Raw genomic sequence first — 12,060 nt, 5'->3', positions numbered from 1 at the left:
CCCAACCACCCGATCCAGTGTCATCCTGTCGGGTGGTTGGGCGGGGGAGCGGGCTGGAGCCGGCTTTCTCGAACAGACTCTAAGCCTGAACCACGGCATCCCATAGCAAAGCCGTTACGAAGGAGGGGCGTCCGGACAACCGGGCGCCCCTTTCGCGTACCGACCGGGCCATATGGACGTTGCCGAAGGGCCAGAAGCGCGCGCCATGACGATAGCTGACTTTGACGGCTGACGATCATTTGTAGGCATTGGGTTCGTGCTATGTCATCCCTGAAAGCGGGCAGTCATGGTGGCAACTAGGCGGCGTTGACAAAAGGGATTCCCAATCGGTGCGTGTTCTGATTCAAGGCTGCTCTTTGGGGAGCGGTCATGGATCGAGGGGATTTGTCGGACGCGGAGTGGGAGTTGATCGGGCCGCTACTCCCGTCCGAGCGTGGGAGGCATGCCCGACCGGCCGGCGATAACCGGCGCTTTCTCAATGGCATGCTGCATGTGCTGCGGGTCGGTTGCCCGTGGCGCGACATGCACGAGCGCTATGGCAAGTGGAACTCGGTCTATGTCCGGTTCCGGCGCTGGGCGGAGCAAGGCGTCTGGGACGCCATGCTGCAAACGTTGGTCGATCTGGGCCTCACCGACGACTGGCAGCACATGATCGACAGCACCACGGTTCGCGGCCACGTCTCGGCAGCGGGCGGAAAAGGGGGGCTTGTGCGCAGGCTTTTGGTCGATCACGCGGCGGCTTTACGAGCAAGATCCACGCCCGCTGTGACAATCAGGGCCTCCCTGTCGGCTTCATCCTTACCGGCGGCGAGGCATCGGACTATACGGCGGCCGACGATCTGATGAACCTGCCGCTGCCCAAGCCCAGGGCGCTGCTCGCCGACAAAGGCTATGATGGCGACAGGTTCCGGGAGAACCTGCTCATGCGAGGCATCCTGCCCGTCATCCCGCCGCGCTCCAACCGCAAGGTGCCGGCCCATCCCGACTACCGGCGCTACAAGGATCGCAATCGTGTCGAGCGCATGTTCGCCAAACTCAAGCAGCAGCGCCGCATCGCCACCCGCTACGACAAGACCGTCCTGTCGTTCGAGAGCTTCATCAACCTCGCTGCCGCGCGACTATGGCTGAAAGCTTTTGTCAACACCGCCTAGTGGGTAAGCGAACAACAAAGTTTGATGAACAAGCAGCATTTGCTGCCATGCGTATTTTCCTTGAGGCCTACTGGGAGAGGGGAGGTCGCTCATCAGACGACATTGCTGTGCTTTTGGGCTCATTGGAGGTGGATCCCGCTCAGCGGTTGGACTGGATTGACGCGGTTGAACGGAGCCGTGCTTTGAGCCGATAGCGACCACTTGCGGACATTTGCCTTTTGGATTGAACTGTCACCATGAGAACCGTCGCCACTATGTTTATCGCTCTTGTGATGGCCGCTTGCTCAAGCCCCTCGGATCGGCCCGAGGTCGCCGCAATTCGGTATGCTGAAGACCATTTTGGTCCAAAATCTTTCGATCCAGATGGAAAAGGATACAATATCAACGTAATCGAATGTGGAAACTTGTGGTGCGTCAGCTTGCATCCTGCGTTTGATCCGAAAAGTTTTTCGCCCCGTTACGCTGGTGGTGGGATCGAGATGAAACTACGCAAAAGTGATTCAAAGGTAGTTTCGGTTTGGCGAACGCAATGATCGCCTAATTCCAAGACGTATTTCGCACCTACGTTTTACCCTCGATCGCCGTTCGCCGGGGCAGAAGGCCGCCGGGCAAGAAGCGACCAATTCCAGACATGCCCCCCCTCCCGCCAGCGGGAGGGGAATGGCGGAAAACCACTCATCGCGGTCGCCCCTGTGAAAAGGTCTTTCCTACAGGCAGGTGCCTGCCGTAAACTTCCGGCTGGCTCCTTCTACCGTCAACCCATTCTATTCCGGTGGATTTTTCCCGTCCGCCGATAATTCGTCATGGCGCATACGCGCAAACTTTCGCGCATCATGCCCCAACATATTGAAACAACGCCAATATTCATCGTGGAATTTGGCGTGAAACGGCCCATGTGGCGGCCGGACCGGTCAATTTCCGCGCCGCCCCGGCCCATTCACCTCCCAATCAGCCTAGAATATCTTCCGCACCGACAGCATCAGCGTCCGCCCCTCGGGATCGAGATAGGCGGGCTGATAGGCGACCGGCGTCGCGCCCGTGCCATCGGTCACGCTCTGCCGCCGGTTGAGCAGGTTGCCGACGGTGAAGCTCACCCGCATGCCCCGCGCCCAGTCCTGGCCGCGGAACCGGTTGGCCATGTTGGCGAACAGCCGCAGGTCGAACGTCACCAGCTCGCCAAAGCGCAGGTCGCCACCCGACGCCGTCTGGTCCCCGGTCACATGCGACGCGCTTTGCCAGTTGCCGTCCAGCCGGATGCCGACGCCATTGTCGATCACGCCACTGCTCAGTTGCACCTTGTGGCGCGGCTGCGGACTGCCGCCCAGCGTGCCACCATTCAGCAAATCGACCCACGGCCCGCCCTCGCTCAGCAGCACCGCGTCGCGCAGCATGATGCTGTGATAGAGCGAGAGTTGCAGCCGCGCGCCATTGTCGCTGCCGCCGCCGAACGGACCGCCACCGGGCGGACCGAAGCCGCCCCGTCCGCCGGGACCGCCCGGACCACCAGGTCCGCCGCCGGGCGGCGGACCATCGGGCGGCCCCATGCCATCAGGCGGGGGACCAGGCGGCGGACCGAAGCCATCCGGCCCGCCAAAGCCGCCGGGCGGCCCCATCGGTGTCGCATCATCGGGCCGGTGGCCGTCGACCAGGATCGCATCCTGCTCGGCATCGGGACCACCGCCGGGCGCGCCCTCTGCGGGCTGTCCATCGCCACCCTCCGCCTTTGGCGCCGCCATCTGCGCCTCATCGCCCTGCGCCGCCGTCCGCCGCCATGGCGGCACGAAGCCGGCCGGCGGCTCGGGTCGCTTGGGCTTGCGCAAGATCTGCGTGAAGTTGAGGCCCCAGCGCAGCTGCTTCACCTCTTCGCGCGCGACATTGACGGACCGTGTGTCGATCCGCGTCAGCATCCCGTCCTCGTCGCGGCTGTAGCGATCGGGGAAGGCCGCCTCCAACGCCGAGGACACGCCGGTCAGGCTGATGATCGCGTCGCGCGTCTCGCTGCGCACATAATTGGCCGACAAGGTCAGGTTGACCTTGGTGAGCGGCTTCACCGTCGCGCCCAGCTTGAACTGGTGGCGATTGTCGGCGGTCAGCGCCGGATTGCCGCCGCTCACCTGCGTCACCGTCACGCTCTGCCCGCGCACATAGTCATAGACGCGCACATTGCTGGTCGTGATGGTCGGGCTGTTGCGCTGGTCCAGCGTCGGCGCGGTCCGGTCATTATTGACCGCCGCGATGATGGTGATGCCGGTGCGCGGCGTCCAGCTCAGGCCATAGCCCAGCGTGCCGAGCGTGCCATAGTCGGAAACCTGCGTCACCGACGCGTTCATATTGGCGGTCAGCGTCCCCAGCACCGGCAGGAAGCCATTGCGCCGGCTGGCGATTGGCAGGTCGAAACTGATCTGTGCGCCGCCATTGGTGCGGCTCGCGGTCCGCTGCGACATCACGCCGTCCAGCGTGCTGGACGATCGCAAACTGCTCGTGTCGCCGCTCAGGCGCAGGTTCATGCCGACATTGCCGGCCGGCAGCTTGAACAGCTTGCCATTGACCAGCAGGCTGGCGCTGCCCGTGTCCTGCAACGCGCGCGCCCTCTGCGTGCCCATGGCCCCGAGCAGGCTCGCGGGCAGCACGCCATCGGCCGCCACATCGCCCGCGTCCAGCGCCGCCTGCACATCGCCCAGATCATAGCCGCGATCGCTGTCGGTCCGGCTATCGCTATGGCTGTAGCTGCCGATCACCGACAGGCGCCAGGTCTTGGACAGATCGATATTCAGGCTGACGCCGCTGCTCAGCGTCAGCGCGCGCGTGTCCTGATGCAGCGGATCGAGCGACAGGATGCGGTCGACCGTCTCGTCGCCATCGGTCAGGCTGCCGGTGGCCAGGCCATTCAGCGCCTTGCTGGTCTTGTAGTCCGCCCGCCCGTTCCAGGACAGGTTCGCCGTCTCGCTCAGTTGATGCGCGACCGTGGCGTTCAGCATATAGCTGCGGGTGGCGGGCGACAGGGTGCGATAGGCACGGTCGTCACTGACCCGCCCAGTCGGATCGCCCGCAGCTTCCGGATCGACGATCACATCGCGCTCGCTTTCCAGCAGCGAGGCGGAGGATTTGGCCCGCGCGGTCACACTCACCCGGTCATTGTCGCGAATGCGGGTATAGCCCACGTCGCCGGTCAGATTTTCGCCCTGCCCCGCCGTCGCGATCCCAGCCCCCGCATTGGCGACCTGCGATCGGAAGCGGCGGTGCAGGATGATGTTCACCACCTTGCGCTGCGCGTCATAGCCATATTTGAGCGCGACCTCCTCGGGCAGGATGTCCAGCCGCAAGATCGCCTCGGTCGGCAGGTCGCTGACCTCGTTGACGCCGGAAATCCGCTTGCCGTTGACCAGCACCACCGGGCCGTCATCGCTGCGCCCCTGATTGCTGCTGGTCTGCGACGCGATCTCGTCCAGCAATTCGCTGACCGTGCCGACGCCATAGGCATCGATGTCGGCACGGCCGAGTTGGTTCTGCGCGGGAATGTCGCCGATCACCGCCCCCGGCGGCGCCTGCCCGGTGACGACGATATCGTCGCTCGCCACGCTCTGCGCCGCAGCGGGCGTCGACAGGGCGAACAGGCTGCATCCGGCTCGCAGCAGGGCGCCACCCGCCCGACGGCAGGACAAGGATAGGCAAGGCATCGGCATCAATCCCGTCAGTTGCGCGGCGGCGGTCCACCCGCGCCGCCCGGTCCACCCGGACCGCCGGGGCCACCACCGGGACCACGCCGCGGCATCAGGCTGCGCATCTCCTCGGCCGACAGCACCCCGTCATGATCGGCGTCCGCCGCATCGAAGCGGGCATGTTCGAACGCCAGCACTTCCTCCAGCGAGGCGCCGGCATCATAATTGCTGTTGGCCTGGGCGATGGCGCTGGCATTGAGCGGCTCGATCAGCCGGCCCAGTATCGCGTCCTCGGGGTCGTCGCCCAGCTTGGGCATGATCGCCTCGGCCACTGGCCCGCCCTGATCGCCCATCGCGCCCGTTTCCGACAGCGCGACCGATCCCATGCTGCCCTGCCAGGCCTGGAACTCGGCCAGGCTCAGCGCGCCGTCATGATTGCTGTCGATCGCCTCGAACCGGGTGCGGATGATCGCTTCGCGCCGCGCCTGCACCACCAGCCGCAATTCGTCGATCGTCACCATGCCGTCGCGATTGCTGTCGGCTTCGGCAAACATGGCGGTCACGATCCTGTCGATCTGGCTGCGCTTGATCGGCTTCATCTCGCGCGGTTTTTGCGGCCGGCCTTCGCCGCCACCGGGAGGGCCACCACCGCCGGGCGGGCCACCGCCCATGCCACCCATGCCGCCGCCGCCCATGCCGCCCCCCATGCCCCCCTGGGCCAGCAACGGCGCCGAACAGAGCAGCAGCGCCGCCCCGATCATCATCTTGCGCATCGCGCATCGTCCTTCTTCATGAAAACAGGAACGGGGCGGCGCCGTCCCCCGGCACCGCCCCGCATCGGTCGCGATCAGAGCGTGCAGCGCACCCGCTTGCCGCGATAGAGATAGCTGTCCAGCTTGGCGTCATAGCTCTTGTAGCGATTGCGGCAGGCCTTCTGGTGCGCCGCGCCGGTCGAACGGCCCTGGGCCTTGGCGGGTTGGGCCTTGGCCGGTTGGGCCTTTACCGGGGCAGGCTTCTTGGCCGGCGCCTTGCTGCTCACCGGCTGGCTCGCGCCATGATGCGGCGCCTGCGCCATGGCTGGCGCGCCCAGCGTCGCCATCAGCGCGGCGGCGCCCAGGGTCAGGAGCGAGGGATAAGTCATGTCATGGCCTTTCATCTGGGTGGAAAATCTCCGCCCCGTCTGTGGCCACCCGATTTTGCCCCGTCATTTCACGAATATTTCAGAAGCCCGCGCCTTATTGCCCTCCTCTCTCAAAGGCTTGGCCCGGCAAGCATGCGCCGCGCCGAGATCACAGCCGCCTTGCCAAATTCCCGATATGCGGTATCCAATCCCGCAAATTGAACTTGAATTGGGAGGATGGGATGCGGTTGAGGCAGGCAATGATCGGACTGGCCCTTCCCCTGCTCATCGCAGCGAAAGCGCCCGCACCCGCCGCTTCCCCCGCCAGTTGGACCGACCCGACCACCGGCCATCGCATCGTCCGCGTCGATGACCGGCCGGGCAATTATGGCCTCTATTTCAACTATAATCCCTTTACCCCCGACGGAAAGCGCATGGTCTATCTGACGCCGGAGGGGATCCGCGTCGCCGACACCAGCAACTGGCGAACCCGGCTGGTGCTGAAGGAAAAGGTCGACCGGCTGCTGTTCGTCGGCCACCGGGCCAATGTCGCTTATTATACCACCAACCCGACCGGCAGCAGCGAGGGCGAACCGTCCTTCATCGTCTGGTCGGTCGATCTCGACAGCGGCAAGCGCCGCCGTATCGCGGAAATGCCGGGCGGCCGCATCGAATCCATCAATGCCGACGACACGCTGCTCGCCGGCCATCGCGAACTCGCCCCGCCGCCGCCCGCCATCGCCGCCCAGGGCAAGCGCGATCCGAAAACCGGCTCACCCAGCTACAGCGGCACCGACAATCAGGGCCGCCCCCTCTCCTTCGCCGCCGCCAAGGAAAAATGGATGGAGGCCCGGCTCGCCGCCGGCGTGCCGATGGAAATCTTCGCGATCGACATCGCCACCGGCCAGCAACGCCGCATCACCACGTCGAAGGACTGGCTCAACCATGTCCAATTCTCGCCGACCGATCCCGATCTGCTGATGTATTGCCATGAAGGCCCCTGGCAGCAGGTCGACCGCATCTGGACCATCCGCACCGACGGCAGCGCCAGAACCAAGGTGCATCAGCGCATCCTCCAGGGCGAGATTGCCGGCCATGAATATTGGGCGCCCGATGGCCGCACCATCTGGTATGACCTCATCATGCCGCAGGGGATGCGCTGGCTCGCCGGCCATGACGTCACCAATGGCGCGCGCCGCTGGTATGCGATCCGCCCCGGCCAGGGCTCCTATCATTTCGCCTCATCGCCCGACGGCCGCAGCTTCTCCGGCGACGGCGCCAATGACGGCAAATATATCAGCCTCTTCCACCCCCGCCCCGACGACAATCCCCGCGCCCGCAACACGCTCGGCGGCGACACGCTGATCGCCACCGGCACGCTGGAGACGGAACGGCTCGTCGATCTGACAAGCCACGACTACACGCTCGAACCCAACCAGCATTTCACGCCCGACGGCAAATGGCTGGTCTATCGCAGCAATGTCGCCGGCAGCCCCGCCATCTATGCGGTGGAAATCGCGAAACCACGCTAGACCGCAAGCGGACAAGCCCGACGCCCGTTGAATTGGGGGGGTGGGTGGGAAGCGGCCATTCCCCTCTTGTAAACGGGAGGGGTAGCGAGACTTACGCGCGCAGCGCGTTAGTCGCAGCGGGGTGGGCTATCGCGACGTCTAGCCCACCCCCTAACCCCCTCCCGCCTGCGGGAGGGGGAACATGTCAGCTTCTGGTCGCTTCGCGCCCGGCAGCTTTGGGCCCAGGAGCGGACGGGCAGCTATCGGGCAGGCCCCTCAGCGATCGGCGGGATGAGCAGCGATCAGGGGGCGATGCGGACTGGCTGTTTCACGGAATAGAAAGGGCCATAGCAGACATTCCCTTGGCGAGCGCTTGCGGATTGGACAGCTAGGCGGCGTTGACAAAAGGGATTCCCAATCGGTGCGTGTTCTGATTCAAGGCTGCTCTTTGGGGAGCGGTCATGGATCGAGGGGATTTGTCGGACGCGGAGTGGGAGTTGATCGGGCCGCTACTCCCGTCCGAGCGTGGGAGGCATGCCCGACCGGCCGGCGATAACCGGCGCTTTCTCAATGGCATGCTGCATGTGCTGCGGGTCGGTTGCCCGTGGCGCGACATGCACGAGCGCTATGGCAAGTGGAACTCGGTCTATGTCCGGTTCCGGCGCTGGGCGGAGCAAGGCGTCTGGGACGCCATGCTGCAAACGTTGGTCGATCTGGGCCTCACCGACGACTGGCAGCACATGATCGACAGCACCACGGTTCGCGGCCACGTCTCGGCAGCGGGCGGAAAAGGGGGGCTTGTGCGCAGGCTTTTGGTCGATCACGCGGCGGCTTTACGAGCAAGATCCACGCCCGCTGTGACAATCAGGGCCTCCCTGTCGGCTTCATCCTTACCGGCGGCGAGGCATCGGACTATACGGCGGCCGACGATCTGATGAACCTGCCGCTGCCCAAGCCCAGGGCGCTGCTCGCCGACAAAGGCTATGATGGCGACAGGTTCCGGGAGAACCTGCTCATGCGAGGCATCCTGCCCGTCATCCCGCCGCGCTCCAACCGCAAGGTGCCGGCCCATCCCGACTACCGGCGCTACAAGGATCGCAATCGTGTCGAGCGCATGTTCGCCAAACTCAAGCAGCAGCGCCGCATCGCCACCCGCTACGACAAGACCGTCCTGTCGTTCGAGAGCTTCATCAACCTCGCTGCCGCGCGACTATGGCTGAAAGCTTTTGTCAACACCGCCTAGGACGGCGAAGCATCCGCTTCGTGATCACGTCGATACCACCGTACAATGACGATCAATGCCACCACAGGGATACCAAAGCTCAGAATCCAAGGTGCATAAGGCCCCATTTTGGTAGCTTGTGCTCCGAGAAAGGAAATATTCACGAAAAGGATCGCCCATGCTCCCGTCGACCAATTCAGGCCGAAGCCAGCGAAACCCAAAAGGCTACCTAAAGTCCACAGCCATCTGCGGCGCAGCCACCGACGCCGCCATATGAGGACGGTTGCCCACAGGCACATGCTGACGCTCGCCAGCATTGCCGCCAACCACAAATAGCCCATGAAGCCGCGCTTACGGATTTCAAATTCGTCCAACTTAGACGGATCACTGCGGAACGGCGTGACGTTGAGCCCTGCGAGTTGCATCGAATTGCTGGATCCCCGCAGCACGACCCTGACTATCGCCCAATGGTTGTTTGAGCCGCCTTGGAGGGTGAAGGTTTTAGTTGTTGGACCACCGTTAGGGGTGAACACATTGACCGTCTGCAATCCGAAAGTTCCGCGAACGGGCGCGAGCATTGGCATGACTCGCTTTATGTAGATCGGCAGTTGCCGCTGCAGTTCCGGCTCTGCTCCTTGGGCAAGTTGATCAATCTGCCCGGCACGAAGCCTTTCAGCGGTATCAAGAACGAACGCCTGCTCTTCTTGCGTGGACAAACGGTCGATCCATCCCTGCTGGCTACAGGCAGCGAGGCAAAGGCATATGATTGCAAACAGTTTTTTCATTCTTGCCCCCCGCCCATAAATGTCTGGTAGATGGCAGCTTGCCGCAGATGCAGCAACCCGTTTCCCAAGCGCTGAAACTGATGAGCGGAGGTTTTCCCCCAATGAACGTCTGCAACTAGGCGGCGTGGATAACAGGGGCGAATAGCTGTAAATGGTCGTTTTCAGACCGTCCGAATTTGTCAACGCGGCCCTGGGCCAGAGAATAGCGCTTGATCCACGTCATCATGCGTTTCCGTCTCAGACACAGGGTAAACACCCCCTTCAGCCCATTCCCTCATATTTCGGTAACAGCTTCCCCGTCAGGCTGCCGCCGCGGCGCGCCCGCATTCCTTCCTGCCGGACCCTTGCCATGCGCCGCCTCACGACCAGCTTCCTCGACAGCGCCTTTGGCCATGGCGCAGACGGCCGCCCGCTGTTCATGCCGTTCGGCCTGATCGGCGGCCAATATGCCATCCCCGACATGGGCACCGCGCAGCGCCTGCGTCGTGGCCTTGCGCGCCTGCTGCCGCTCGCCCTGCTGCCGATATTCTGCCTGTTCGCGCTGCTCCTGCCGCCGCTGCGCAACGCCTACGCCCTGCCGCTGCTCGGCGCCATGGCGGCCAGCTTCGCGCTGTTCAGCATCACCTTCCTCCTCTGGGTCCGTCACGCCACGCGCGGCCTGCACCGCATCGATCGCGCGCGACAGGGCATCCCCGCCCTGCTCGATCCGGACGAGGCGCTTGCCCGCCGCCTGCTCGACCGGGTCCGTCCGCCGCGCACCCGCTCGGCCGAAGAGACGCTGGGCGCCCTGGCCGGTTTCGCCTGCCAGATGCTGCTGCGCCATCGCGCCGAGCAGGAAGGCACCGCCGCCCCGTTGATCGAGGTCGCGACCCATGACGGGCGGCTGCGCTATTTCGGCGATGCCTTGAATGGCCTGATCGCCGAATATCCCGGTTCGCTCTGGGCGGGCGTGGGCGATGGCAAGCCGCAACTGCTGCTCGGCCCGATCTTCCGCGAGATGACCGATGCCTGTGTCGGCGACTCCCGCGACTATACCGACATGATCGGCCTGCTCCAGCGCCACTGGAGCGCCACCGCGCTGATCCTGCGCGGCCAGGGCGTGGATATCGAACGCTGGCCCGACCTGTTCGTCCGCGCGCTGCGGGAACTGGTGCAGGAAGGCGGCGACACATCGCTGCGCCCCGCCCTCCTCTTCATGCGCGCCGCCATCGCCATGTCGAAAATGGACCCGGCGGAAATATTGGTGCCCGACCAGCCCGTTGCCAGATTGTGCATGCCCTTGCAGCCAAAAATCGACTGACGAGCCAGCCTGTTACGCGCCGGTGAATTCCAATGTGGCGGCGAATCGGCCGCAGGCTTCGCCTGACGACACCCGGAACTGCAGAGATTGCGGCGCGAAACCTGCATCGATCGGAATTTTGAAGGCAAAACCACAATCCGGCCCCTGCGCATTCGGCCGACCACGCGACACATCGCTGCGTCGGTGGCCCAGCCGCGCCCATCCCAGCAGATCAGGCCCATCATAGCATTCGATCCGATCGACATAAGCGCCATCGGCTGTCAGGCTCCAGCCGCGCAGTTCCAGGATATTGCTGATGGTGATCTGCGCCTGATCGAGGAAGAAGGAGAAATCGGCCAGATCACCAAGGCGGGAATATTCGGGCACCGGGCGCCCACTCTGCCGGATCGTCAGCAGCGCCGCCGCCGGCGATATCTCGCCCCGCGCAAATTGCATCGGAAAGCTGCGGATATTGTCGATCGTATAGCGCTTCGACGCGCGTTTCGAATTGGTGATGATGAACAGCAGCGAGTCGACAGAAAACCCCTCTGCCAGCGCCTGGGCCAGCGCCAGTTCCTCGTCGCTGTCATTATGTTCGAACAGGATATATTTCCATTCGACAAAGGGTTTGCGCTTCAGGCGCGAGACATAATCCAGCAGGCCGAACACCTGATCGATCTCGCCGAACCTGCGATATTTGACATAGCTATCCTGCAGCGCGCCGTCGCAGGACACCGTCAGGCGATCAATATCCGTGTCATCCAGCACGGTCGGATCGGCGATACTCCCACTGGTCGTCACTTCTTGGATACAATGGGGATGCCATTTGCGGACCAGCCGGGTCAGCGCGCCTAGGCCCGCATAGAGCAGGGGTTCGCCCCAACCGAGATAATGGACCGTCTCAACCTCAATGCCGTTCTTGGCACAGCTACGCAACAGCGCCTCGAACTTCGCCGGCTCCAGATCCCATTCGCCCGATCGGGTCTTGCCTTCCTTTATCCGCAGGCAGGACGGGCAGCGCAGATTGCAGTTGAGGGTCGGCTCGACGATCAGGCTGATCCGGCTTTCGAGCGTGTCGTTGGGTGCGCCGCCGCCCGAAAAAGTATGACAGCCCTCGCAGATGCCCGGCCAGGGCGCCCGCCCCTCGGCAAAGGATTTGCGCACATGACCATAGACCGGCCCGTTCAGCACTTGGCCGATATTCCAGTTTGACGCCGTGCTCAGATCACCCAGGATGATGCCGTAACCACTGCTATCGTCGCAGACCAATTGCCCGTTGCTCTTGAGCGTTAAGGCTCGCAATATTCGACAGTCCATGCGGCCCACCTTCGTT

General features: G+C 63.8%; 7 protein-coding genes and 2 pseudogenes. 4 read left to right on the top strand and 5 right to left on the bottom strand.

All coding sequences use genetic code 11. The features are described 5' to 3' along the window. Nucleotides 1-369: 369 nt before the first annotated feature. Nucleotides 370-1,151: pseudogene (locus N6H05_RS11785) on the top strand (IS5 family transposase). Nucleotides 1,152-2,104: 953 nt separating this feature from the next. Here N6H05_RS11785 and N6H05_RS11780 read toward each other — a convergent pair. The 3 genes from N6H05_RS11780 to N6H05_RS11770 all read right to left on the bottom strand — a co-directional run bounded on the left by N6H05_RS11780 (nt 2,105) and on the right by N6H05_RS11770 (nt 5,951). Beyond that, complete coding sequence (locus N6H05_RS11780) at nt 2,105-4,828, bottom strand: TonB-dependent receptor (protein WP_284114005.1); 2,724 nt, start codon at nt 4,826-4,828, stop codon at nt 2,105-2,107. A gap of 14 nt (nt 4,829-4,842) precedes the next feature. Beyond that, the gene (locus N6H05_RS11775) at nt 4,843-5,583 is read right to left on the bottom strand and encodes an EF-hand domain-containing protein (RefSeq protein WP_284114004.1); all 741 of its coding nucleotides are present in this window, start codon (nt 5,581-5,583) and stop codon (nt 4,843-4,845) included. A 74-nt stretch (nt 5,584-5,657) separates the two neighbouring features. Next, entirely contained in the window at nt 5,658-5,951 is a 294-nt protein-coding gene (locus tag N6H05_RS11770) for a BA14K family protein (RefSeq protein ID WP_284114003.1), read from the bottom strand. Between the two features lie 239 nt (nt 5,952-6,190). Here N6H05_RS11770 and N6H05_RS11765 point away from each other — a divergent pair, with 239 nt between their 5' ends. After that, nucleotides 6,191-7,462 carry an oligogalacturonate lyase family protein gene (locus N6H05_RS11765; protein WP_284114002.1) on the top strand — a complete coding sequence of 424 codons (1,272 nt, stop codon included), beginning with the start codon at nt 6,191-6,193 and terminating at the stop codon, nt 7,460-7,462. A 440-nt stretch (nt 7,463-7,902) separates the two neighbouring features. Beyond that, nucleotides 7,903-8,684, top strand: a pseudogene (locus tag N6H05_RS11755) (IS5 family transposase). On the opposite strand, the gene N6H05_RS11750 reads toward N6H05_RS11755, so the two are convergent. Then, the gene (locus N6H05_RS11750) at nt 8,681-9,448 is read right to left on the bottom strand and encodes a hypothetical protein (RefSeq protein ID WP_284114001.1); all 768 of its coding nucleotides are present in this window, start codon (nt 9,446-9,448) and stop codon (nt 8,681-8,683) included. The pseudogene N6H05_RS11755 and the gene N6H05_RS11750 sit on opposite strands and share 4 nt — an antisense overlap. Nucleotides 9,449-9,797: 349 nt before the next feature. On the opposite strand from N6H05_RS11750, the gene N6H05_RS11745 reads away from it, so the two are divergent. Next, entirely contained in the window at nt 9,798-10,748 is a 951-nt protein-coding gene (locus N6H05_RS11745; protein ID WP_284114000.1) for a hypothetical protein, read from the top strand. Between the two features lie 12 nt (nt 10,749-10,760). Here the strand turns inward: N6H05_RS11745 and N6H05_RS11740 are convergent, their stop codons facing one another. Continuing rightward, nucleotides 10,761-12,029 (bottom strand): radical SAM protein, encoded by a 1,269-nt coding sequence (locus N6H05_RS11740; protein WP_284113999.1) that lies wholly within the window; start codon nt 12,027-12,029, stop codon nt 10,761-10,763. Between the last annotated feature and the right edge of the window lie 31 nt (nt 12,030-12,060).

Source organism: Sphingobium sp. WTD-1 (assembly GCF_030128825.1).
In the GTDB taxonomy this organism is placed as follows: Bacteria; Pseudomonadota; Alphaproteobacteria; order Sphingomonadales; family Sphingomonadaceae; genus Sphingobium.
This window is presented reverse-complemented; position numbering and strand designations above follow the sequence as displayed.

Bases quoted from the DNA above. Each gene is read 5' to 3' on its own strand.
- N6H05_RS11780 (WP_284114005.1), bottom strand. From the start codon at position 4,828: ATGCCTTGCCTATCCTTGTCCTGCCGTCGGGCGGGTGGCGCCCTGCTG.
- N6H05_RS11775 (WP_284114004.1), bottom strand. From the start codon at position 5,583: ATGCGCAAGATGATGATCGGGGCGGCGCTGCTGCTCTGTTCGGCGCCG.
- N6H05_RS11770 (WP_284114003.1), bottom strand. From the start codon at position 5,951: ATGACTTATCCCTCGCTCCTGACCCTGGGCGCCGCCGCGCTGATGGCG.
- N6H05_RS11765 (WP_284114002.1), top strand. From the start codon at position 6,191: ATGATCGGACTGGCCCTTCCCCTGCTCATCGCAGCGAAAGCGCCCGCA.
- N6H05_RS11750 (WP_284114001.1), bottom strand. From the start codon at position 9,448: ATGAAAAAACTGTTTGCAATCATATGCCTTTGCCTCGCTGCCTGTAGC.
- N6H05_RS11745 (WP_284114000.1), top strand. From the start codon at position 9,798: ATGCGCCGCCTCACGACCAGCTTCCTCGACAGCGCCTTTGGCCATGGC.